The organism is Corynebacterium sp. HMSC27B11 (genome assembly GCF_001815985.1).
Taxonomy (GTDB): Bacteria; Actinomycetota; Actinomycetes; order Mycobacteriales; family Mycobacteriaceae; genus Corynebacterium.
The window spans coordinates 59,547-81,127 of the sequence record NZ_KV823558.1 but is presented as its reverse complement, the minus strand read 5'-3'; the positions used below and the strand labels follow the sequence as shown (position 1 = coordinate 81,127).

At 66.7% G+C, this 21,581-nt stretch carries 21 protein-coding genes; 4 read left to right on the top strand and 17 right to left on the bottom strand.

Annotation, left to right across the window (positions count from 1 at the left end; genetic code table 11):
* The first annotated feature begins 42 nt into the window (after positions 1-42).
* From tal to pgl, 4 genes are read left to right on the top strand one after another with little or no spacing between them, the layout of a single operon-like run.
* Positions 43-1,155 (top strand): transaldolase, encoded by a 1,113-nt coding sequence (gene tal / locus HMPREF3097_RS05110; RefSeq protein WP_070761407.1) that lies wholly within the window; start codon positions 43-45, stop codon positions 1,153-1,155.
* Positions 1,156-1,200: 45 nt separating this feature from the next.
* Positions 1,201-2,736 carry a glucose-6-phosphate dehydrogenase gene (zwf, locus tag HMPREF3097_RS05105; protein WP_012360245.1) on the top strand — a complete coding sequence of 512 codons (1,536 nt, stop codon included), beginning with the start codon at positions 1,201-1,203 and terminating at the stop codon, positions 2,734-2,736.
* Positions 2,737-2,780: 44 nt separating this feature from the next.
* The gene (locus tag HMPREF3097_RS05100; protein WP_070761406.1) at positions 2,781-3,794 is read left to right on the top strand and encodes a glucose-6-phosphate dehydrogenase assembly protein OpcA; all 1,014 of its coding nucleotides are present in this window, start codon (positions 2,781-2,783) and stop codon (positions 3,792-3,794) included.
* A 44-nt stretch (positions 3,795-3,838) separates the two neighbouring features.
* The gene (gene pgl, locus HMPREF3097_RS05095) at positions 3,839-4,747 is read left to right on the top strand and encodes a 6-phosphogluconolactonase (protein ID WP_070761405.1); all 909 of its coding nucleotides are present in this window, start codon (positions 3,839-3,841) and stop codon (positions 4,745-4,747) included.
* Between the two features lie 105 nt (positions 4,748-4,852).
* Here the strand turns inward: pgl and secG are convergent, their stop codons facing one another.
* From secG to def, 17 genes are all read right to left on the bottom strand, one after another.
* Positions 4,853-5,086: a preprotein translocase subunit SecG gene (gene secG, locus HMPREF3097_RS05090; RefSeq protein WP_070758920.1), complete on the bottom strand. Its 234-nt coding sequence runs from the start codon at positions 5,084-5,086 to the stop codon at positions 4,853-4,855.
* Between the two features lie 120 nt (positions 5,087-5,206).
* Positions 5,207-5,998, bottom strand: coding sequence for a triose-phosphate isomerase (tpiA, locus tag HMPREF3097_RS05085; protein ID WP_083317960.1), 792 nt, complete (start codon positions 5,996-5,998; stop codon positions 5,207-5,209).
* Between the two features lie 79 nt (positions 5,999-6,077).
* The gene (gene pgk, locus HMPREF3097_RS05080; RefSeq protein ID WP_070761404.1) at positions 6,078-7,286 is read right to left on the bottom strand and encodes a phosphoglycerate kinase; all 1,209 of its coding nucleotides are present in this window, start codon (positions 7,284-7,286) and stop codon (positions 6,078-6,080) included.
* 110 nt (positions 7,287-7,396) lie between these two features.
* Positions 7,397-8,422: a type I glyceraldehyde-3-phosphate dehydrogenase gene (gene gap, locus HMPREF3097_RS05075; protein WP_070758922.1), complete on the bottom strand. Its 1,026-nt coding sequence runs from the start codon at positions 8,420-8,422 to the stop codon at positions 7,397-7,399.
* A gap of 133 nt (positions 8,423-8,555) precedes the next feature.
* Positions 8,556-9,542, bottom strand: coding sequence for a DNA-binding protein WhiA (gene whiA, locus HMPREF3097_RS05070; RefSeq protein WP_012360238.1), 987 nt, complete (start codon positions 9,540-9,542; stop codon positions 8,556-8,558).
* 65 nt (positions 9,543-9,607) lie between these two features.
* Positions 9,608-10,645, bottom strand: coding sequence for a gluconeogenesis factor YvcK family protein (gene yvcK / locus HMPREF3097_RS05065; protein WP_070761403.1), 1,038 nt, complete (start codon positions 10,643-10,645; stop codon positions 9,608-9,610).
* 87 nt (positions 10,646-10,732) lie between these two features.
* Positions 10,733-11,617, bottom strand: a complete 885-nt coding sequence (rapZ, locus tag HMPREF3097_RS05060) for an RNase adapter RapZ (protein ID WP_070761402.1) — start codon at positions 11,615-11,617, stop codon at positions 10,733-10,735.
* 5 nt (positions 11,618-11,622) lie between these two features.
* Complete coding sequence (gene uvrC, locus HMPREF3097_RS05055; RefSeq protein ID WP_070761401.1) at positions 11,623-13,713, bottom strand: excinuclease ABC subunit UvrC; 2,091 nt, start codon at positions 13,711-13,713, stop codon at positions 11,623-11,625.
* Positions 13,714-13,716: 3 nt separating this feature from the next.
* Positions 13,717-14,193 carry a PH domain-containing protein gene (locus HMPREF3097_RS05050; protein ID WP_070761400.1) on the bottom strand — a complete coding sequence of 159 codons (477 nt, stop codon included), beginning with the start codon at positions 14,191-14,193 and terminating at the stop codon, positions 13,717-13,719.
* 51 nt (positions 14,194-14,244) lie between these two features.
* Positions 14,245-14,727, bottom strand: coding sequence for a 6,7-dimethyl-8-ribityllumazine synthase (ribH, locus tag HMPREF3097_RS05045; RefSeq protein WP_070761399.1), 483 nt, complete (start codon positions 14,725-14,727; stop codon positions 14,245-14,247).
* A gap of 1 nt (position 14,728) precedes the next feature.
* Positions 14,729-15,997 (bottom strand): bifunctional 3,4-dihydroxy-2-butanone-4-phosphate synthase/GTP cyclohydrolase II, encoded by a 1,269-nt coding sequence (locus tag HMPREF3097_RS05040; RefSeq protein ID WP_210398540.1) that lies wholly within the window; start codon positions 15,995-15,997, stop codon positions 14,729-14,731.
* 89 nt (positions 15,998-16,086) lie between these two features.
* Positions 16,087-16,677: a riboflavin synthase gene (locus HMPREF3097_RS05035; protein ID WP_187441033.1), complete on the bottom strand. Its 591-nt coding sequence runs from the start codon at positions 16,675-16,677 to the stop codon at positions 16,087-16,089.
* A gap of 80 nt (positions 16,678-16,757) precedes the next feature.
* Entirely contained in the window at positions 16,758-17,747 is a 990-nt protein-coding gene (ribD, locus tag HMPREF3097_RS05030; protein ID WP_371260083.1) for a bifunctional diaminohydroxyphosphoribosylaminopyrimidine deaminase/5-amino-6-(5-phosphoribosylamino)uracil reductase RibD, read from the bottom strand.
* 100 nt (positions 17,748-17,847) lie between these two features.
* Positions 17,848-18,534 (bottom strand): ribulose-phosphate 3-epimerase, encoded by a 687-nt coding sequence (gene rpe, locus HMPREF3097_RS05025; RefSeq protein WP_070761396.1) that lies wholly within the window; start codon positions 18,532-18,534, stop codon positions 17,848-17,850.
* Between the two features lie 14 nt (positions 18,535-18,548).
* Positions 18,549-20,090, bottom strand: coding sequence for an RsmB/NOP family class I SAM-dependent RNA methyltransferase (locus HMPREF3097_RS05020; protein WP_070761395.1), 1,542 nt, complete (start codon positions 20,088-20,090; stop codon positions 18,549-18,551).
* Positions 20,087-21,076 carry a methionyl-tRNA formyltransferase gene (gene fmt / locus HMPREF3097_RS05015; protein WP_070761394.1) on the bottom strand — a complete coding sequence of 330 codons (990 nt, stop codon included), beginning with the start codon at positions 21,074-21,076 and terminating at the stop codon, positions 20,087-20,089. The genes HMPREF3097_RS05020 and fmt overlap by 4 nt, the downstream gene beginning before the upstream one ends.
* Positions 21,077-21,577, bottom strand: a complete 501-nt coding sequence (def, locus tag HMPREF3097_RS05010) for a peptide deformylase (RefSeq protein WP_070761393.1) — start codon at positions 21,575-21,577, stop codon at positions 21,077-21,079.
* Positions 21,578-21,581 lie beyond the last annotated feature (4 nt).

The following is a 21,581-nucleotide window of genomic DNA, read 5'->3' as shown; positions in this document are numbered from 1 at the left end:
CAAAGTCGAAACCATCGCCTGCCAGCAGTAGGCTGGTGAGCGATGAACACTCCAAGCAATATCCAGAAACTCGCTTCCGCTGGCACTTCCGTGTGGCTCGACGACCTGTCCCGGCCACGCCTGACTAGCGGTGAGCTCGCCTCCCTCATCGATGCTAAGGGCATCGTGGGAGTGACGACCAACCCAGCCATCTTCGCGGCTGCCATGTCCCAGGGGGATGCCTACGACGAGCAGCTGCATCAGCTCGCTGCCGCCGGCGTCGCCGCTGACGAGGCGGTCTTCGCCATGGCGGTCAAGGACGTGCAGGATGCCTGCGACGTTCTGGCGGGCGTCCACGAGCAGACCGGCGGAGTCGACGGCTGGGTCTCCCTCGAGGTTGACCCTCGCCTCGCCCACGACGCCGCCGGGACGGTCGCGCAGGCCAAGGAGCTGGCCGCTCAGGTTAACCGCGCGAACCTGATGATCAAGATCCCCGCGACCACCGAGTGCCTGCCCGCGATCAGCGACGTGCTGGCCGCAGGCATCAGCGTCAACGTCACCCTGATCTTCAGCGTGGAACGCTACGAGCAGGTCATGGAAGCCTTCGTCGAGGGCATCGCCGCCGCCGAGAAGGCGGGCCAGGACATCAGCAAAATCCACTCTGTTGCCTCCTTCTTCGTCTCCCGCGTGGACAGCGACATCGACCCGCAGCTGGCTGACAAGGGTGCGGAGGCCGCAGCGCTGCAGGGCAAGGCCGCACTCGCCAACGCCCGCCTGGCCTACGCCTCCTACCTCGATAAGCTGGCCAATAACCCCCGCTGGCAGGAGTTCGTGGGCCGTGGGGCGAACACCCAGCGCCCGCTGTGGGCGTCCACCTCCGTGAAGAACCCGCAGTACCCGGACACCCTCTACGTCACCGAGCTCGCGGGCCCCAACACCGTCAACACGATGCCGGAGGCCACCCTCGACGCGACGATTGACCACGGCGAGACCACCGGCGACCAGCTGAGCGGGCGGGCCAGCGAGTCCCTCGAGGTCTTCTCCGCGCTCACCAGCGCCGGCATCGACCTGCCGGAGGTCTGGCAGCGCCTGGAGACCGAGGGCGTGCAGAAATTCGAACAAGCCTGGAACGAGCTCCTCGCGACCCTGCGTGAGCAGCTCGCGAAGGCCAAGTAGTTTCCCGGCACACGTACCGCCAATCGGAAAGGGGATCGCTTCGACGTGGGCGCATCACAGGAGAACCTGAACAACCCGCTGCGCAATCCGCAGGATAAGCGCCTCCCGCGCATCGCCGGCCCCGGCGGCTTGGTGATCTTCGGGGTTACCGGTGACCTGGCGCGCAAGAAGCTGCTGCCCGCGATCTACGACCTCGCCAACCGCGGCCTGCTGCCCCCGGGCTTCTCCCTGGTGGGCTACGGGCGACGCGCGTGGAGCAAGGCGGAGTTCGAAGCCCAGGTTCTGGAGAGCGTGAAGGCGGGAGCCCGCACCCCGTGGCGTAACGCGGTCTGGGACCGGCTCGCCGAAGGCATCGAGTTCGTCCAGGGCGACTTCTCCGACGACGCCGCTTTCGACAAGCTCGCTGCCGTCACCGCCCGGCTCGACGAGCAGCGCGGCACGTCCGGGAACTGGGCCTTCTACCTCTCCGTTCCGCCACAGCACTTTTCCAGCGTGATCCACCAGCTGCAGCGCTCCGGAATGGCCCGCAGCGAAAACGGCTGGCGCCGCGTGGTCATCGAGAAGCCCTTCGGCCACGACGAGGCCTCCGCGAAGGAGCTCAATGATGTGGTCAACGAGGTCTTCCCCGAGTCCGATGTCTTCCGCATCGACCACTACCTGGGTAAGGAGACGGTGCAGAACATCCTGGCGCTGCGCTTCGCCAACCAGCTTTTCGACCCGCTGTTTAACTCCCACTACATCGACCACGTGCAGATCACGATGGCCGAGGACATCGGGCTCGGGGGGCGCGCAGGCTACTACGACGGCATCGGTGCCGCCCGGGATGTGCTGCAAAACCACCTGCTGCAGCTGCTCGCCCTCATCGCGATGGAGGAACCCGTAGCCTTCAACCCGGCAGAGCTGCAGAGCGAAAAGATCAAGGTGCTGCGCGCCACCCGCCCCGTCGGCCCCTTCGCGAAAACCACCGCACGGGGCCAGTACACCGCGGGCTGGCAGGGCAGCGTTCCGGTGTGTGGCCTGCGGGAGGAGGAGGGCTTCGACCCGGAGTCCACCACCGAGACCTTTGCGGCGGCCACCTTCGAGATCTCCTCCCGCCGCTGGGCGGGCGTGCCCTTCTACCTGCGCACCGGCAAGCGCCTGGGCCGCCGGGTCACGGAGATCGCGCTGGTGTTTAAGAAGGCCCCGCACCTGCCCTTCGTGGACGGCCAGACCACCGCCCAGGGCAGCAATATGCTGGTCATCCGCGTTCAGCCCGAGGAGGGCGTGCTCATGCGCTTCGGCTCCAAGGTGCCTGGCTCCGGGATGGAGGTCCGCGATGTGAACATGGACTTCTCCTACTCCGAGTCCTTCACCGAGGAATCCCCCGAGGCCTACGAGCGCCTGATCCTGGATGCCTTCCTCGACGAGGCGAGCCTCTTCCCCACCAACGAAGAAGTCGAGCTCTCCTGGCGCATCCTGGACCCCATCCTGAAGTCCTGGGAAAGTCACGGTACTCCAGAAGACTACCCAGCCGGCACGTGGGGTCCACCGGGAGCAGACGAACTCATGTCCCGCAGCGGCCGCCAGTGGCGCCGCCCATAAGCCCGCTTCCCCACCATTCAAGCGAGAGAAGGAAGAGTTCAGGCATGATCATCACGCTTCCGAACACCAGCACCCGTGAGGTGACCCAGCGGCTCAACAAGGCCCGCGAGGAACGCGGTGAGGTCGCGTCTGGCCGCGTGCTCACCGTGGTCGTCAGCTCGACCGCAGCAACCCCGCTGGAGTCAATCCTGGTGCCGGTCACCGACGCCGCCCGCGAGCACCCCGCCCGTGTGATCATCCTGCAGGAATCCGGCGGCCCCAGCGTTGAGCCGCGGTTGGACGCGCAGATCCACCTTGGTGGCAAGGCCGGTGCCTCCGAGATCATCGTGCTGAGCCTGCACGGTGGCCTGACCGAGCACGAGGACTCCATCGTCCGCCCGCTGCTGCTGCCGGACACCCCGATCGTCGTCTGGTGGCCGGGAGATGCGCCCCGCAACCCCGCCGCCGACCCACTTGGGGTGCTAGCGGATCGCCGCATTACGGACGTCAACGCGGAGACCACCACCCGCAGCATTTACCGCCGCCGTACCACCTACTCCCGCGGGGATTCCGACCTCGGGTGGAGCCGCATCCCCCTGTGGCGGGCCCTGCTGGCCTCCACGCTGGACCAGCCGCCCTTCGAGCCGGTGGAGTCCGCTGAGGTCACCGGCCCGACCGACGATGCCGCCGTGGATCTGGCAGCGGGCTGGCTTGCCGACCAGCTGGGGGTTCCGGTGAAGCGGATTAATTCCGACGCCCCCGTCCCTCCCGTTGACGCTGCTGGACACGAGACCGTCCCGGTCCAGAAAACGGTTCTCAACCGCGCGGGTGCGGACATCACCGTCGCTGTTCAGGACGCCCACACCGCCGAGGTCACCGTCGGGACGCGACGTTCCCTGGTGGCCCTGGCTCCCCGAGATCTGGGCGACTGCCTCGCCGAGGAGCTGCGCCACCTGGATTCCGACTACGCTTTCGGGCGGGCCCTCCGTGGACTCGTGCGTGTGAATCGCCCCCGCCGCAGCGGTGAGACGGTCACCCGCATCGTCGAGGACCTGGAGAGCCTCGAGTCCCAGCGCTAAGCACTTCTTTCCCACCCAGTTGTGGCTGAACACAAGGAGAAAGCATGACCGCAGAACACCGTGGAGAACACGCCACCATCGACGGCACCGTGAGCGAAGGTGGCGTCACCGTCGTCCAGAATGCTGACCAACGAGGCCTGGCTGCTGCCGCGGCCCGGGAACTCGTGCGCACGGTCACGAAGATCCAGCGCGAACAGTCCGGCGTCCACGGCGATGGGGTCGCACGCATCGTGCTGACCGGCGGGGGTGCCGGCATCCAGACTCTCCGCGATCTCGCGGTGCTAGATCACGCCGCTACGACGGCCGCGGAGGACTTCCCCATCGATGCGATCGACTGGTCCCGGGTGCTGATCTTCTTCGGCGACGAGCGCTTTGTGCCCGCAGGTGATTCCGAGCGCAACGAGAAGCAGGCCCGCGACGCCCTGCTGGACCACATCGCGATTCCGGCGGAGAACATCGTGAGCTACCTCGCCCCCACCGGTGCCGGTCCAAGTGATGGTGCGGAGCTGGATGAAGCGGCCCGTGACTACGAGGAGAAGCTGGCCCGCCTGGCGCCACAAGGCTTCGACGTTCACCTGCTGGGGATGGGGCCGGAAGGGCACATCAACTCCCTGTTCCCCCACACCCCTGAGCTGCTGGAGGCCACCGGTGAGGTGGTGGCGGTGCGTGACTGCCCCAAGCCCCCGCCGGAGCGGGTCAGCCTCACGATCAACGCGGTGAACCGGGCAGCCCAGGTGTGGCTGCTGGTCTCCGGGGCCGAGAAGGCCGAGGCTGCCCAGCAGGTGGCCAACGGCGGCAATGGGGCCCAGTGGCCGGGCGCGATCGTGGCCGGCGTGGAGCGCACCGTGCTGTGGGTCGACGAGGCCGCCTCCCCATGGCTGGCCGAGAGCGCCAGCGACACTGCTACGGTCGCGGCCACAGAGGACGCCGAGAACGCCGAGAACGAGGTATAGGTAGCACGACGCCCCGCTCGCAAGACTGACGAGCGGGGCTTCAATCTATGCGGGCGTCGCTAACACTATGCAGCGACGCGGGAAATGTGGTGTCGCGAGAACTGCTTAGCCGTAGTGCAGAACCAGGTTCAGCGCGATGATGCACAGCAACCACACGACGCCGGTGCCGACGGTGAGCCGGTCCAGGTTCTTCTCTGCGACCGTGGAGCCGGAGAGGTTGGTCTGCATACCGCCGCCGAAGAGGCTGGACAGCCCGCCACCCTTGCCCTTGTGCAGCAGCACGGACAGCCCCAGCAGCAGGCTGGTGATGACAAGGAGAATCTGGAGAGTGAGGATCAAAGCCTTAAACCTTTAAAAACTTCTCGCTGAAGAATCTAACTAACAGAATAAACCTACCCAGCCAGGCGGGCGGCGGGCAATTCGGCGCGCCGCCCGGTCGACGGGAATGTTGCGTGCCGACTAGCTGACGGACGCCGCGACGAGGCGGGCGAACTCTGCACCGTCGAGGCTTGCGCCGCCGACCAGGCCGCCGTCGATATCCGGCTGCGCCATCAGCTCGCCGATGGACTCCCGCTTCACGGAGCCACCGTAGAGGACCCGGACGCCAGCGGCGACGTCCTCCCCTCCCAGCTCAGCGAGTGCCTCGCGGACCGCGGCGCAGACCTCCTGCGCGTCCGCGGCGGAGGCGACCTTGCCGGTGCCGATGGCCCAGACGGGCTCGTAGGCGATCACGATCTTGGAGAGTTCCTCCCCACCGAGGCCGGAAAGCGACGCCTTGAGCTGGTCGACGACGTAGCCCACGTGCTCGCCCGCCTCACGAACCTCCAGCGGCTCGCCGACGCAGACGATCGGGGTCAGACCATGCTTGAGCGCGGCACGCGCCTTCGCAGCGACCGTCGCATCGTCCTCACCGTGGTACTGACGGCGCTCAGAGTGACCGACAACCGCGAAGCTGCAACCCAGCTTCGCGAGCATCGCACCGGAGACCTCACCGGTGTACGCGCCGGAGTCGTGGGCAGAGACGTCCTGGGCGCCATAGCTGATCTGCAGCTTGTCACCCTCGACGATCGTCTGCACGGAGCGGATGTCGGTGAACGGTGGCAGAACCGCGACGTCGACTCGCTCGTAGTACTCCTGCGGCAGAGCGAAGGAAAACTTCTGCACCACCTGGATCGCCTCAAGGTGGTTGAGGTTCATCTTCCAATTGCCCGCGATCAGGGGCTTGCGCTTGACGGCGCTGTGAGCTGCCACTCAAGAATCCTTTCTGTGACTTCCCCGCCCCGTGCCTCGGGTGCGGGAAAAACGGCGGGTTGCGGACCGGTACCTCGGACTAACCCAGTACCTCGACGCCCGGCAGGGTCTTGCCCTCCAGGAACTCCAGGGAGGCGCCACCGCCGGTAGAAATGTGGCTGAAGCCCTCCTCATCCAGCCCCAGGGTGCGCACAGCGGCAGCGGAATCCCCGCCACCGACCACGGAGAAGGCACCGGCGTCGGTGGCCTTGATGATGGCCTCAGCCACCGCCTTGGTTCCAGCGGCGAACGCCGGGAACTCGAAGACACCCATCGGGCCGTTCCAGAAGACGGTCTTCGCCTCGCCGAGCACCGCAGCGAACGCGGCCGCGGACTCCGGTCCGATATCCAGGCCCATCCAGCCGGACGGGATCTCGGACAGGCCCACGGCCTTGTGCTCGGCGTCCTTGGCGAAGTTTTCTGCTGAGACGACGTCCGTCGGCAGGACGATGACGTCGCCGTAGCGCTCCAGCAGGTCCTTGCAGGTGTCGATCATGTCTTCCTGCAGCAGGGAGCCGCCGACGTCGTGGCCCTGGGCGGCCAGGAAGGTAAAGCACATGCCACCGCCGATGATGAGACGGTCGACCTTCGGTGCCAGCGCCTCGATCACGCCCAGCTTGTCGGAGACCTTGGAGCCTCCCAGCACGACCGCGTACGGGGCCTCCGGGGAGCCCGAGACCTTCTCAAGAACCTCGAGCTCCGCGGAGACCAGGCCACCGGCGTAGCTCGGCAGCTTCTTGGCCACGTCGTAGACACTGGCCTGCTCGCGATGAACCACGCCGAAGCCGTCGGAGACGAAGGCTCCGTTATCGGCGGTGAGCTCGGCCAGCTCCGCGGCGAACTCCGCGCGCTCGGCGGCGTCCTTAGAGGTCTCGCGGGGGTCGAAGCGGACGTTCTCCAGCAGCAGGATGTCGCCGTCGTCCAGGCCATTGGCGCGCTCGTGGGCGTCCTCCCCCGTCACGTCGCCAGCCAGCGGGACCCACTGGTCCAGACGCTCGGCGAGCGCCTCGGCGACTGGTGCCAGGGACAGCTCCGGGTCGACCTCGCCCTTGGGACGGCCCAGGTGGGCGGCGACGATGACGCGAGCCCCCTCGTCCAACAGGGCGCGCAGCGTCGGGATGGACGCGTCGATACGGCCCGGGTCGGTGATCTCCCCGTCAGCCAGCGGAACATTCAGGTCCGAACGAACCAGCACGTGGCGGCCTTCCACGCCTTCGGCCAGAAGGTCCTTGAGGGTCTTTACTGCCATGAAACTCGACATCCTTTGAAAGAAGCTTGAGGGAAAGTTTTCTGCTCGCACCCACGCTCAGCGGCCGGAAGCCACCGGGCGTGTGCGATAAGTAACCGCTGCGATTCTACCTAGAGGCGGGCGCCGATATAGTCAGCCAGGTCCGCGAGTCGGCAGGAGTATCCCCACTCGTTGTCGTACCAGGAGACAACCTTGACCTGAGAGCCGATCACCTTCGTCAGCTCAGAGTCAAAGATCGTGGAGTGCGGGTCACCGATGATGTCGGTGGAGACGTAGGGCTCCCCGTTGGAGTACAGTGCGATGCCCGCCAGCGGCCCCTCCGCAGCATTGCGCAGGGCGTTGTTGACGGCCTCGACGGTCACCGGCTTGCTGGCCTCGAAGGTGAGGTCAACCAGGGATCCGTTGATGACCGGCACGCGCACGGCGTAGCCATCCAGCTTGCCTTCCAGCTCCGGCAGCACCAGGCCGACGGCGCGGGCAGCACCGGTGGATGTCGGGACGATGTTCTGGGCGGCGGCGCGAGCACGGCGCAGGTCCTTGTGCGGGGCGTCGTGGATGCGCTGGTCACCGGTGTAGGCGTGCACGGTGGTCATCAGGCCACGCTCGATGCCGAAGGCGTCGTTCATGACCTTGGCCAGCGGTGCGAGGCAGTTCGTGGTGCAGGAAGCGTTAGAGACGACGGTGTGCTTCTCCGGGTCGTAGTCCTCGTGGTTGACGCCCATGACGAGGGTGGCGTCGACCTCCTTGCCAGGTGCCGAGAGCAGAACCTTCTTCACGCCGGTCTCGAGGTGGCCGTGGGCCTTTTCGTTCTTTGTGAACTGGCCGGTGCACTCCACGACGATGTCCACCCCGGCCTCGGACCATGGGATGGATGCCGGATCCGGCTCCGCGAAGGTGCGGATGGTCTCCTCGCCGATGCGAAGAGAGTGCTCGGAGTGCAGTACCGGCTCGCCGAGGCGTCCCATGACGGAGTCGTACTTCAACAGGTTCGCCAGGGTGGCGTTGTCGGTCAGGTCGTTGATCGCGACGATGTTGAGATGGGGGTGCATCTCGCGCACCGCGCGGAAGAAGCTGCGTCCCACGCGGCCGAAGCCGTTGATGCCGATGTTGATTTTCTTCTGGTTGCTAGCTGGCATGCTTATTGCCTCTGTCCTTTCGCTTCCTCGGTCCCGTGGGACCGGGTGCCGGCGGATGTCATCAGCCGCTGGCGGGGTATCTATTGGTCGTGGTGTTTGGGTGTTGGAGGCTTCCAGTTCCCGATCTTAGGGATTATTCGACGTCCTGGAAGAGGTCCTCGGTCACCGCGGCGTGGGTATCCGGGATGTCCAGCTCCTCGGCTCGCTTATCCGCCATCGAGAGCAGACGGCGGATGCGGCCGGCCACCGCGTCCTTCGTCATCGGCGGTGACGCCAGCTGGCCGAGTTCCTCCAGGGAGGCCTGCCGATGCTTGACGCGCAACTGGCCGGCTTCCGCGAGGTGGGTGGGAACATCCTCACCCAGGATTTCGAGCGCCCGGTCTGCCCTGGCGGCAGCGGCCACCGCCGCGCGGGCGGAGCGGCGCAGGTTCGCATCGTCGAAATTGGCCAGGCGGTTCGCCGTGGCACGAACTTCCCGTCGCATGCGGCGCTCCTCCCAGACCAGGCGGGTGGCCTGCGCCCCCATCAGGGTCAGCAGCGCGCTGATCGATTCGGCATCCTTGACCACCACGCGGTGCACCCCGCGGGTCTCGCGGGTCTTCGCGGTCACGCCGATTCGGCGCCCCGCACCCACGAGGGCGAGCGCCGCCTCATTGCTCGGGGTCGCGACCTCGAGCGCGCAGCTGCGACCAGGCTCCGTGAGGGTGCCGCGCGCGAGGAAAGCGCCCCGCCACGCTGCTACGCAGGCGGACTTTGGGCCGCCGATGATCGTCCGTGGCAGCCCCTGCACGGGCCTTCCTGCGCGGTCGATCAGCCCGGTGCGGCGGGCGATCTCCGTGCCGCCCTTGATCCACTTCACGATGTAGCGCGCGCTCTTGCGCAGGTTGCCTGCGCCGATGATCTGCAGCTGCGCCTCGTGGTGGTAGAGCTGCTCCACAAACTCCATCAGGCGTCGCGCCGTCGCGGAGCTGTCCACCTCGGACTCCACCACGATCTGTCCGGCGACCAGATGCAGCGCGCCGCTATAGCGCAGCAGTGCTGCCACCTCGGCGTTCATGTCCTCAGCGCGAACGACGCTGACGCGGGCGATCTCGTCCTTCACATCGGCGGTGAGAGCCACGGCTTGATTACCTCTTTCCTCTTCACATTCTCTTCAACCTGGGTGCCGCGTGGGCCCCGTGGGTTTTACCGGGTGCGGTGCTTCGCGGCGATGTCCGCCAGCGCGGCGGCCAGTTTCTTGGGCTTGTGCCGGTCGGTCCAGCGCCCCCGGTTGTCGTCCTCCCGGACGTCAGCGCAGATCAGCTCCGCCCCCATCGACGCTGCTGCGCGTTCGATGTGGGTGCCCATCGTCCCGCCCGGCATGGTGGACTGGTCGATGAGCATGTAGTCCACGTTCAGGTCGCGCGCGTGCTGGTGCAGCATGTGGACGTGATGCTCCTGGGAGAAACCGGAGGTCTCCCCGGCTTCCGCCACGAGGTTCAACACCACCACAGTCGGGGCCTGCGACTCGTTGAGAGCTTCGACGATCCCCGGAACCAGGAGGTGCGGAATCACCGAGGAGAACCAGGACCCGGGACCAAGAGTGATGAGGTCGGCGTCCTTGATCGCTGCGACGGCCGGCGCAGCTGCCGGCGGGTTGGCCGGGTGAACACGCACCCGGCGCACCTCCCCGATGGTGGTGGCCACGGCAACCTGGCCGCGAACCTGCACGCTCTCTCGGGGATCCTTCGCCAGCCCCAACACATCCGCCTCTAGATCCAGAGGCACGGTGCTCATTGGCAGAACCCGGCCCTTCACGCCCAGCATCTTCGCGAGCGTATCCAGGGCGGCGATGTCGTCACCCAGCACCTGGGAGATCCCGGTGATGAGGAAATTACCGATGGCGTGACCGTTGAGAGCACCCTGCCCGCCGAAGCGGTGCTGGATGACCTCCTCCCAGAAGCGTCCCTTGTCGCTGTCCTCGGTCAATGCTGCCAGCGCCATGCGCAGATCTCCCGGCGGGAGGCAGTCCAGCTCTCGGCGCATGCGGCCCGAGGAGCCGCCGTCGTCCGCGACGGTGACGACGGCGGTCACGTGATCCGCGATGGTGCGTCCCGCGCGCAGGGTGGCGAAGAGGCCGTGACCACCACCGAGCGATACGAGGCGCTGGAGAGGCTTTTTACCCGTGTCAGTAGCGGGCGGGGTGGTCGGGTTATCGACCACGGGGTGATCGTTATGAGACATGAGGTGCAACTTCCCAGTGAGCAGTGTGTGCTCCCCACACGACGGGGAACGAAGGGGTGAAGGAAAAGTTCAGTGCGTCGGTGATCATCAGCCGCGTTCCAGATCGCGGTGCCTGGTCCGGACCTCCACTCCCCGCTCCCGCAGCCTGGCGGAGACCTCTTCGGTCACCGCGACGGAACGGTGATGGCCACCGGTGCATCCGATGCCGATGCTTAAGAAACCCTTCCCTTCGCGGTGGAATCCCGGCAGCATGGCCAGCAGCATCGACTCGAAGGAGTCCAGGAATCCCGGGGCATCCTGCTGGTTCAACACGTAATCGGAGACCGGCTTGTCCACGCCCCGCAGTCCCCGAAGCTCGGGAACCCAGTACGGGTTTGGCAGGAAGCGCACGTCCAGGAGGATGTCCACGTCACGGGGAGCCCCGTGCTTGAAGCCGAAGGACTGCAGAACCACCCGGGTGCTATCCCCGGCGGCATCGGAGAACTTCATCTCCAGGATGCGGCGGAGGTCGTGGATGCTGGTGCTGGAGGTGTCGACCACAATGTCGGCTTCCTGCTTAATCCCGTTCAGCATCTCGCGCTCGCGGTCGATCCCGCTCTGCAGAGAATCGCCGTCCTGCAGCGGGTGGGAGCGGCGCACCTCGTCAAAGCGGGAAATTAGGGCCTCGTCGGACGCCTCCAGGAAGAGCACGATGGGCTTGCGCCCGGAGTCGACCAGCTTCTCGAGCACCCCTGTCAGGCTGCCGGCAAAAGAACGCGACCGCACGTCGGTGACGATCGCCAGCTTCTCCACCGGGGATTCCGCGTCAAAGCTGAGCTCCACCATCCGCACGATCAACTCCGGCGGGAGGTTATCCGTGACGTACCAGCCCATTTCCTCGAGCACGGCCGCGGCGGTGCGGCGGCCAGCACCGGACATGCCGGTGACGAGGATTAAGGAGGGGTCTTTCTGCGGCGAGGTCATGCTGACCATAGTAGCTACCCCGCAGGCTTAGTGGGGCGGTGCTGTACCGCCTCGTGCACCTTCTCGGCCAGCGCAGGGCCGAAACCAGGTACCTCTGCGATCTCCTCAACGGTGGCGGCGCGCACCTTCGCCACAGAGCCGAAGTGTTTCACCAGCTCCTGCCGGCGTTTCGGGCCCAGCCCCGGCACCTCATCCAAGACGGAGGTGCGCATCCGCTTGCTGCGCTGCTGACGGTGGAAATTGATCGCGAAGCGATGCGCCTCATCGCGGATGTGCTGTACGAGATAGAGGGCGTCGGAATCGCGCGGGATGATCACCGGGTACGGGTCCTCCGGCAGCCAGAGCTCCTCCAGGCGCTTGGCGATGCCCACCAGGGTGACATCGTTGACCCCCAGCTCGTCCAGCACCTTCTGCGCGGCGTTGACCTGCGGTGGGCCGCCATCGACGATGAACAGCTGCGGCGGGTAAGCGAAGGCGCGCTTCGGCTCCTCACCTGCCGTCTGCTCCAGTTCTTCCTCGCCTTCCAGCCGGTCGCCGGCGTCATCGCCGGTCGGGACGGCGGTGATGTCCTCCTTGTGCCGCAAGAAACGGCGACGGACGACCTCGGCGATGGAGGCGACGTCGTCGGAATGTCCGTCTCCCGCGGCGTCCCGGATCTTATAGCGACGGTAGTCGGCCTTCTTCGGCAGGCCGTCTTCGAAGACGACGAGGCTGGCGACGACGTCCGTTCCCTGGATGTGCGAGATATCCGTGCACTCAATGCGCAGGGGCGGCTCGTCCATCCAGAGAGCCTCTTGAAGATCGCGCAGGGCTGCGGAGCGTGCGGTGATGTCCCCGGAGCGCTTCAACTTGTGCTGTGCCAGCGCCTGGGTGGCATTGGTGTGCGCGTTGCTCAGCAGCGCCTTCTTATCGCCGCGCTGCGGAACCCGGATGGTGACCTTGGAGCCACGCAATTCGCTGAGCCACGCACCGAGGCGGGCATTGCCGGCAGGCAGCTCGGGCACCAGCACCTCGCGGGGCACGGGTGAGACCTGCACATCCCCCACCAAACCGCCGAGCTCCGCGGCGGAGGCCGGGTTGATGGCGGTCGCCAGGTCGACATCCACATGCGAGCTTGCGGCACCACCAACCGCCGTCTCCGTCGCGGCGACCAGCTCGGCCTCCCCGCCGTAGAACTGCGTGATGAACTGGCCGATCATCTCCGCACGGGACTCGTCCGAATGCTCCACCACCCAGCCGCGCTGGCCGTGGATGCGCCCGCCGCGGACGTGGAAGATCTGGATCGCCGCTTCCAGCTCGTCCTGCTCGATGGCGAGGACGTCGGCGTCCGTGGCGTCGGAGAACACGACGGCCTGCTTCTCCATCGCCTTCTCCATGGCCTGCAGCTGATCACGCAGGCTCGCGGCCCGCTCGAAGTCCAGGTTCTCGGCGGCCTCCTCCATCTCGCCGCGGACCCGGCGCAGCACGGGCTCGGTGTTGCCGGCCAAAAAGCTACTGAATTGGTCGACGAGTGCGCGGTGCTCGTCCTCGGTCACCTTGCCGACGCACGGTGCGGAACAACGGTCGATATAGCCGAGCAGGCACGGCCTGCCCAGGGCCTCGTGCCGGCGGAACACGCCCGGCGCGCAGGTACGGATCGGGAAGACCCGGGTCAGGGACTCCAGGGTCTCCCGGATCGCCCAGGCTTTCGGGTACGGGCCGAAGTAGCGCACGCCCTTACGTCGCGGCCCACGGTAGAGATAAGCGCGCGGGAAGCGATCCTTCACGCTGATGGCCAGCATCGGGTACGTCTTATCGTCCCGGTACATGACGTTGAAGCGCGGGTTGAAGCGCTTAATCCACGTGTATTCGAGGTTGAGGGCCTCGAATTCGCTGCCCACGACGGTCCACTGCACCCGGTTGGCAGTTTGTACCATCGTGCGGGTGCGCGGGTGCAGCTGGCTGAGGTCCTGGAAGTAATTGGACAGGCGCGCCCGGAGGTTCTTGGCCTTGCCCACGTAGATGACGCGGTCGTGCTTATCGCGGAAAGTGTAGACCCCCGGCTGCGTGGGGATAGTGCCGGGGGCTGGCCGATAATCGACGGTGTTGGGGGTGCGTTCCGCCACCGGCTAGTCCTCCGGCATATAGCGGTCCTCAAGCAGGCGGAACCGCTCGACGTTCGCGGCGATGGTCTCCTTGTCGTAGATATTCAGCGCCATCATCGGAACGAACTCGAAATCCGGGAGCTCCAGCCGCGCCATTTTCGCCTTAGCCGGGAAGGAGAGGCCGTGGATGATCTGCCAGGGGTAGAACTGCGCGTTCGCGATGTTGCGCACCTCAACCCCGCGCTCATCAATGCGGACGCGGGGACGCAGCAGGAAGAGGCAGACGCCGGAGAAGAGCAAGCCGATGCCGACGAAGGACCACTGATCCGCCGAGGTCAGCGTCACGCCGGTATCGCCGATACCAACGATGATGGCCATGACGATGTGGATGATCATGATGACGACGACACCGATGATCGCGATCCGCTTGAGGAACGGCGAACGGGCCTCAAAGAGCCACTGCCCCTTGGCCGGTGCTGCCTGCGACACTGGGTTACTCATCTGTGAAACTCGACCGCTCTCCTCGTTCGTACTGCCACAACGTATCGGCTACTACCCTACCGCCGCGATCTGGCGGAGAACTAATGCGGCGTGGATGGCCGCGGTCGCGGAGTCCGCGCCCTTGTTTTCCTTGGCATCCGGCCCGCCCGCGCGGTCGACGGCCTGCTGGTGGTTGTCGACGGTGAGTACGCCGTTGCCGATCGGCACACCCGTATCCAGGCCGACGCGGGTCAGCCCGTAGGTGACGGCATCGCAGACCACGCGGAAGTGCTCGGTCTCACCCTCGATAACGCAGCCAGTGGCAATGACGGCGTCGAAATTCTTGCAGGCTGCGGCCACGACGACGGGAAGCTCCAGGGCGCCAGCCACCCGCCAGTCCTCCACGCTGGCGCCGAGCTCGCGGGCAGCGGTGATGGCCTCGGCGTGGAGCTTATCGGTGATCTCGGCGTTCCACTGGGCGCTGATCACGGCGACACGCAGGCCCTCTGCTGCGCCGGGGCCCAGGTTGATCTGTGGGATACCTTCGGCTGGCATGCTAGTTCTCCTTCTCGGCTGCGGCGGTGGCCGGTACGACATTGAGGTTGTCGAGCTGGTGGCCCATCTTGTCCCGCTTGGTCTGCAGGTAGCGGGCGTTGTCCTTCGTTGCCGGTGGCTGCACCGGGATGCGGCCGGTGACGGAGACCCCGAAGTTCTCAAGGCTCTGCTTCTTCGCCGGGTTATTGGAGATCAGGTGGACGCTCTCGATCCCGAGTTCCTTGATGATCGACGCTGCCGCGCTGTACTCGCGGGCGTCGGCTGGCAGGCCCAGGGCGGTATTCGCCTCCACGGTGTCCAGGCCCTCGTCCTGAAGGACGTAGGCGCGCAGCTTCGGGACCAGGCCGATCCCGCGGCCTTCCTGGTTGCGCAGGTAGATGACGACGCCGTGGCCCTCGTCCTGGACTGCCTCCATGGCGGCGTGGAGCTGTTCGCCGCAGTCGCAGCGCAGGGAGCCGAAGACGTCGCCGGTGAGGCACTCGGAGTGCACGCGGACTGGGACGTCCTGCTGGCCGGTGACGTCCCCGTGGACGAGAGCGACGTGCTCGGTGCCGTCGACGAGGCTGGTGTAGCCCACTGCGCGGAACTCGCCGCGGGTGGTCGGCAGGCGGGCCTCGGTGCTGCGCTCCACGGTCTGCTCGGTGGCGCGGCGGTACTCGATGAGCTGCTCGATGGAGACCATGCGCAGGCCGTGCTCGTCGGCGAAGCGGCGCAGTTCCGGGCCGCGGGCCATGTCAGTGGGGTCGTCCTCGGAGACGATCTCGCAAAGCACGCCGACGGGAGCCTGGCCGGCGAGCCGGGACAAGTCTACGGAGGCTTCGGTGTGGCCATCGCGGGCGAGCACGCCACCGCGGCGGGCGCGCAGTGGGACGATGTGGCCCGGCCGGGTGAAGGCCTCGGGGCCAAAGCTCTCGTCGGCCAGGCGGGTGATGGTTTCGCAGCGGCTGCGGGCGGAAATGCCGGTGGAACCGGTGGCCGCGTCCACCGTGACGGTGTAGGCGGTCGAGCGGGCATCCTCGTTGCGGGCGACCATCGGTGGCAGGTTGAGCGCGTCGGCGCGGTCATCCTCCATGGCGACGCAGATGTAGCCAGAGGTGTAGCGCACCATGAAGGCCACGAGCTCTGGGGTTGCCAGGTCCGCGGCGAAGATCAGGTCGCCTTCGTTTTCGCGGTCCTCATCATCGACGACGACCACCGCTTTGCCGGCGGCAATATCTGCGATGGCGGATTCGACGGAATCCAGGACTAGCGAGTCTCGTTCAGCGGTCATAGCTTCTTTCCAACGATGCCACCCTCGCCCGGTCGGGGCGGGTGGCTTAAGGCTTGTCGAATTCTTCTTTGTGGTTCTGTTGCGGCGGGTCAGCGGTCGAGCATGGCGCGGACGTATTTCGCAAGCACGTCGCATTCGATATTGACCTTATCCCCCGGCTGGAGTTCGCCCAGCATCGTGGCCTCCAAAGTGGCGGGGATGAGGCTGACCTCGAAGAGTCCATCGGCTAGTTCCGCGATGGTCAGGGAGGTGCCGTTGATTGCAATCGATCCCTTTTTCACCAGGTAGGTGGCAAGTTCCGGGTCGTCAAGCTGGAAGCGGAAGACCTCCCAATGCTCGGAGGGCACGCGTTCCTGCAAGGTGGCGGTGCCGTCGACGTGCCCCTGGACGACGTGTCCGCCGAAGCGCCCCTGGGCGGACATCGCGCGCTCCAGGTTGACGGACGCCCCCTCGGAGAGTGTGCCCAGCGACGTGTAATCGAGGGTGACCTTCATGACGTCAGCGGTGAAGCCGGTGTCGTCGAAGTCGGTGACGGTCAGGCAGACACCATTGACGGAGATGGAGTCTCCCAGGCCGGCATCAGAGACCACTCGCGATGCGGCGACGCGGATGCGCCCGGCGTCGGGAAGCCTCTCGATCTTCTCGACGTGACCGATCTCTTCGATGATTCCGGTGAACACAGCCATCCTCTCTGACGTCGGGGCCAAAACTACCAATGATGATATATCTTCTTGCGCTTGAGCACGGGTCAACCCCCGGTCTAGCGTTGCGCCAGCCAGAGGATGTCCTCGCCGATGCGCTGCACACTACGGGTGGCGAAGCGCTGCAGATCCGTGATCGAAGTACTGCCGATGCCGCCGGCTCCCAGTGCGGGGAGGCCGCGCGGCAACCAGGCGGGGGCAAGATAGGCCCGGATCTCGTCGACCAGGCCGTGGGCAAGGAAGCTTCCCGCTAGTTCGGGTCCGCCCTCCACCAGCACATCCGAGATACCCTGCCGGCGCAGCTCCGCCAGCGCCGCACGGAGGTCCCGGGTTGCCAGGTGCTGGCCGGCCGGCGCGTGAGTCCCAGCTTGCAGGAGGCGAGCGTTAGTGGGGAGCTCCTGCTGCCCCAACGCGAAGCGCAGCGGCTGACGGGGACCCTCCGCCCCGCCGGGGCGGGCGGTGAGCTGCGGGTCATCGGCCAGGACGGTTCCGGTGCCCACGAGGATCGCCTCCCGGTACTGCCGGTCTGCGTGGACGTCCGCGCGGGCAGTCGGACCGGTGATCCACTGGCTCGTGCGGTCCGTGGCAGCAGCCAGGCCATTGAGGGTGCTGGCGAACTTCAGCGTGACGTGCGGCCTGCCCAAATGCGCGGCGCGCAGCCAGGGTTCCACGCTGAAACGGTGCTCCCCCAGGTGGAAGGGCTCGAGGTAGGGGCCGGTGACGGTAACGCCGGCAGCGCGCAGGCGCTGGCCTCCCCCGCCCTCGGTCTTGCCCGGGTCGGCGAAGAGGTAATGGACCTCCGCGATTCCGGCGGCGATCAGGGCCTCCGCGCACGGCCCGGTGCGTCCGGTGTGATTGCAGGGTTCGAGGGTGACGTATGCGGTGGCACCAGCGGCGCTCGCACCGGCAGCCTGCAGCGCGACCACCTCGGCGTGCCTACCGCCTGCCGGTTTGGTAGCGCCCCGGCCAAGAATCGTGCCGGCCGAATCCACGATCACGCAGCCCACTGGCGGGTTCGGCCGGGTATTGCCCGCAGCGTGCCAGCCCATCTCGTCGGCCAGCAGAAATTCCGCTGGGAGGTCCGCTGGTACCTCGGTCTGCGGCGGGGTCGCCCCCTGCGTCGCAGCCTGGGAACCGCGCTGGGGGGTGTTAGGCACCTGCGTTGGCCTCCGCGGCCGCGCGGATCTCGCCGATCGCCTGATTACGGTCCTCCTTGCCAAAGACCGAGGAACCCGCAACGTAGACGTCGACCCCGGCCGCAGCAGCATCCGCGGCGGTCTCTGGTCCGATGCCGCCGTCGATTTCGATGAGGGTGTCCAGCCCCTCAGCGTCGATTTTTTCGCGCAGGGCACGCACCTTATCCAGCACCTCGGGCATGAACTTCTGCCCGCCGAAGCCAGGCTCCACGCTCATCACCAGGACGAGGTCGAACTCGGCCAGATGCTCCAGCAGCGGCTCCACCGGGGTATTCGGCTTGATGGACACACCGGCCTTGGTCCCGGCGGCGCGCAAGGCACGAGCCAGAGCCACCGATTCCTCAACCCCTCCGGCAGCCTCCACGTGGAAGGTGACGTTGTCGAAGTCGGTGTACTCCTTCACCCAGCGCTGTGGGTCCTCGATCATGAGGTGGACGTCGAGGAACTGCTCGGTCTTCCCGATCAGGGACTTGGCGACCGGGGCGCCGAAGGAGAGGTTGGGGACGAAGTGGCCGTCCATCACGTCAATGTGCACCCACTCGGCGTCCGAAATGGCCTCGACTTCCGCGCCAAGGGCGGAAAAATCCGCGGCGAGGATGGAGGGGGCGATGATGGTCTGCTGTCCGTTGGCTGTGCTCATAACACTCACTCTACTTAGGCTTTTCTGATGCCCGCGATGAACATCGCGTCGGTGCCGTGGCGGTGCGGCCACAGCTGGATATAAGGGCCGACCGCTCCCCCGGCGGCCGCTGCGGCAGCCAAGGCCGGCACCTCGGAGCCAAGGTCGATGGGCTGGGCTCCCGCCACCCGGCAGAAGGAGTCCACCAACTGCGTGGTCTCCAGCGGATGCGGCGAGCACGTCGAATAGATGACGACTCCGCCCGGTGCGGTGGCCTCCCACGCCGAGCGCAACAACTCGCGCTGGAGGGGAACCAGCTCGGTGACGTCCTTCTCCTGCTTGCGCCAGCGGGCCTCCGGGCGGCGGCGCAGCGCGCCCAGGCCGGTGCACGGGGCGTCGACGAGGACCCGGTCGAAACCGTCCTCGGGCAGCTGGAGGCCCCGCACCTCAGCGAGTTTCCGGCCGTCGCCGGTATGAACCTGCACCGGCAGTTCCTTGGTGGATTTCGCGACGAGGTCGGCGCGGTGCGCGGAGATCTCGGTGGCATCTACCGTGGCCTGCTCGGCCTGTGCCCAGGAGCCGATGAACGCGGTCTTGCCGCCCGGACCCGCACAGAGGTCGAGCCAGCGCCCGCGGTCCTCCCGTTCCAGCGGCGCCTGGACCAGGGCCAGGGAGATCAGTTGCGAACCTTCGTCCTGAACGCTCGCCAGGCCTTGGGTGATCGCCTCAAGCTCGCCCGGCGCTCCGGAGTCCAGGTAGACCGCGTAATCGGACCAACGGCCCTGCTCGCCCCCGGTGATGAGGGCGAGCTCTTCAGCGGAGATCTGCCCTGGTCGGGCGGCGAGGTGCACGATGGGTCGGGCGTCGTCGGCTTCCAGAGCCTCGGCCAGATCAGCCGCAGGGTTCTCCGCCGTCCCGCCGAGCGCCTGGTTGAAGGCGGCGGCGATCCACTCCGGGTGGGAAGAGCGCAACGCCATGCTGGCCAAGCCCGAACCGGGTGCCACCCGGTCCAGCCATTGCTCGGGTGTGCTGCGGGAAATCGTGCGCAACACACCATTGACGAAGCCGCTGGCCTTGCCCCCGCCATTGGCCTTGACCAACTCCACCGAGGTGTCCACCGCGGCGTGCGACTCGACCCGGGTGCGCAGCAGCTGATAGGCACCGATGCGCAGCGCGTCCAACGCCACCGAGTCAATCTTCTCTACTGGCCGTCCCGCGGCCTTGGCGATGATTGCGTCGAGCAGCCCGGTGGCCCGCAGCGTTCCGTAGGTCAGCTCGGTGGCGAAGTTCGCATCCCGGCCGCTGATCCCGCGCTCCCGCAGGACGGCGGGCAGGGCGAGGTTGCCGTAGGCGTCCTCCTCGGTGACTTGCCGAAGCACGGTGAATGCAGCGTCGCGGGCCTTATCCCCGGTCCCGGCACGTCGGCTCTTTTCCTGGCGGTGTTCCGGGCGGCGCTGCTGATAGCCCCGGGCCCGCCCCGATTCGCGCTGCTTCGCACGTCCGGTGCCGCGGGAGGCCGTGTTGGGGCGTGCCTTGCCGCTACGCGCGGACTCGGACCTCGAACGAAAAGAACTCATTTAGCCGTGTCTTCCTCGATATCAAAGCGTGGGGACTGCGCCAGCAACTCCTGCTGACCTCGGGCCCAGTCGGCGGCCCGCATCATCTTCTTGCCTGGTGGCTGGATGCTTTCCACCAGCAGTGGATCGTCACCAGTGCCGACGAGCACCCGCGTCTTATCTGCCCACAGCTGGCCGGGGGCCAGCTCCGGGAACTCCTCCTCCTTGGCTACCGGTAGCATCAGCCCGAACTTATAGCGCTGGCCATCCAGCGTGCACCACGCACCCGGTGCCGGGGTGTGGGCGCGGGCGCGGCGTTGAATCACCTTCGCCGGCGTAGAGAAGTCGATACGCGCGTCAGCGGGGTGAATCTTCGGGGCGTGTGTCACCCCCTCCTCTGGCTGTGGCTGCGGGGTGGCCGTACCTTCGCTGAGCTCAACCAGGGTGTCGGCGAGCAGTGTCTTGCCGGAATCAGTCAGCTCGATGAGCACGTCCTCGGCGGTATCGCGGATACCGATCTCATAAGCCTTCTTCGCCAGCATCGGGCCGGTGTCCAAGCCCTGCTCGATGCGGAAGATCGTCGCACCGGTCTCCTCGTCGCCCCCGGCGATGGCTGCCTGGACGGGTGCGGCGCCGCGCCAGCGTGGCAGCAGGGAGTAGTGCAGGTTCACCCAGCCGTGCTCAACGGCGTCGAGCAAGTCGGCCGGGATCAGGTTTCCATAGGCCACCACGGCCACCGCCGTGGCGCCCGCCTCGCGGTAGGCAGCCAGCGTGTCGCGGACATCGCTTGCGTCCTCGGCGCTCGCCCCGAGGGAGGCCCACTTGTGCACCTTCAGCCCCGCGGCCTCGGCGACCTCCGCGACGGGGCTGGGGTGCAGGCTGCGCCCACGGCCGCGGCGAGCGTCGGGCTGTGTAATGACCCCGAGGACCTCGAGCCGTGGATCAGCGAGCAGGTGTTCCAGAACGATTGCGGCGGGCTTGGGCGTGCCAGCAAAAAGAATCTTCATTTAAAACCACTCCGAGCGTCGAATATCTGCCATAGCTTGCTTGCGGTCCTCGGGCGAGAGGTGCTTGAGGAAAAGCACGCCGTCCAGGTGATCGGTCTCGTGCTGCACGCAGCGAGCCAGTAGGCCCGAGACCTCCCGGTCGACCAGTGCGCCGTCCAGAGTCTGTCCACGCAGGCGCACGGTCTCCGCACGCTCTACCTCGCCGCGGATCCCGGGAATGGACAGGCAGCCTTCCGGGCCTGTTTGCGTCTCCTCTCCCACCGGCTCCCAGGTGGGGTTGATGACGTGCCCACGGTCGGACTCGCAGTCGTAGACGAAGACGCGTTTGGTGACCCCGACCTGGTTTGCTGCTAGGCCGACTCCACCGTGGTGATCCATGGTTTCCAGCATGTCGGCCACGAGGGTGGCGAGGGTAGCGTCGGAAGAAAAATCGGCCCCGACCTCGGTGGCAGGAGTGCGGAGGACGGGATCGCCGAAGTAGCGCAGGGACAGAACAGCCATGGGG

What these genes read in the sequence shown, in the direction of transcription:
- ribH (WP_070761399.1), bottom strand. Translation starts at nt 14,727, where the DNA reads ATGCCAGCCGAAGGTATCCCACAGATCAACCTGGGCCCCGGCGCAGCA.
- HMPREF3097_RS05100 (WP_070761406.1), top strand. Translation starts at nt 2,781, where the DNA reads ATGATCATCACGCTTCCGAACACCAGCACCCGTGAGGTGACCCAGCGG.
- pgk (WP_070761404.1), bottom strand. Translation starts at nt 7,286, where the DNA reads ATGGCAGTAAAGACCCTCAAGGACCTTCTGGCCGAAGGCGTGGAAGGC.
- pgl (WP_070761405.1), top strand. Translation starts at nt 3,839, where the DNA reads ATGACCGCAGAACACCGTGGAGAACACGCCACCATCGACGGCACCGTG.
- gap (WP_070758922.1), bottom strand. Translation starts at nt 8,422, where the DNA reads ATGCCAGCTAGCAACCAGAAGAAAATCAACATCGGCATCAACGGCTTC.
- def (WP_070761393.1), bottom strand. Translation starts at nt 21,577, where the DNA reads ATGGCTGTTCTGTCCCTGCGCTACTTCGGCGATCCCGTCCTCCGCACT.
- yvcK (WP_070761403.1), bottom strand. Translation starts at nt 10,645, where the DNA reads ATGTCTCATAACGATCACCCCGTGGTCGATAACCCGACCACCCCGCCC.
- fmt (WP_070761394.1), bottom strand. Translation starts at nt 21,076, where the DNA reads ATGAAGATTCTTTTTGCTGGCACGCCCAAGCCCGCCGCAATCGTTCTG.
- HMPREF3097_RS05020 (WP_070761395.1), bottom strand. Translation starts at nt 20,090, where the DNA reads ATGAGTTCTTTTCGTTCGAGGTCCGAGTCCGCGCGTAGCGGCAAGGCA.
- tal (WP_070761407.1), top strand. Translation starts at nt 43, where the DNA reads ATGAACACTCCAAGCAATATCCAGAAACTCGCTTCCGCTGGCACTTCC.
- HMPREF3097_RS05040 (WP_210398540.1), bottom strand. Translation starts at nt 15,997, where the DNA reads ATGACCGCTGAACGAGACTCGCTAGTCCTGGATTCCGTCGAATCCGCC.
- ribD (WP_371260083.1), bottom strand. Translation starts at nt 17,747, where the DNA reads ATGGGCTGGCACGCTGCGGGCAATACCCGGCCGAACCCGCCAGTGGGC.
- HMPREF3097_RS05050 (WP_070761400.1), bottom strand. Translation starts at nt 14,193, where the DNA reads ATGAGTAACCCAGTGTCGCAGGCAGCACCGGCCAAGGGGCAGTGGCTC.
- rapZ (WP_070761402.1), bottom strand. Translation starts at nt 11,617, where the DNA reads ATGGTCAGCATGACCTCGCCGCAGAAAGACCCCTCCTTAATCCTCGTC.
- rpe (WP_070761396.1), bottom strand. Translation starts at nt 18,534, where the DNA reads ATGAGCACAGCCAACGGACAGCAGACCATCATCGCCCCCTCCATCCTC.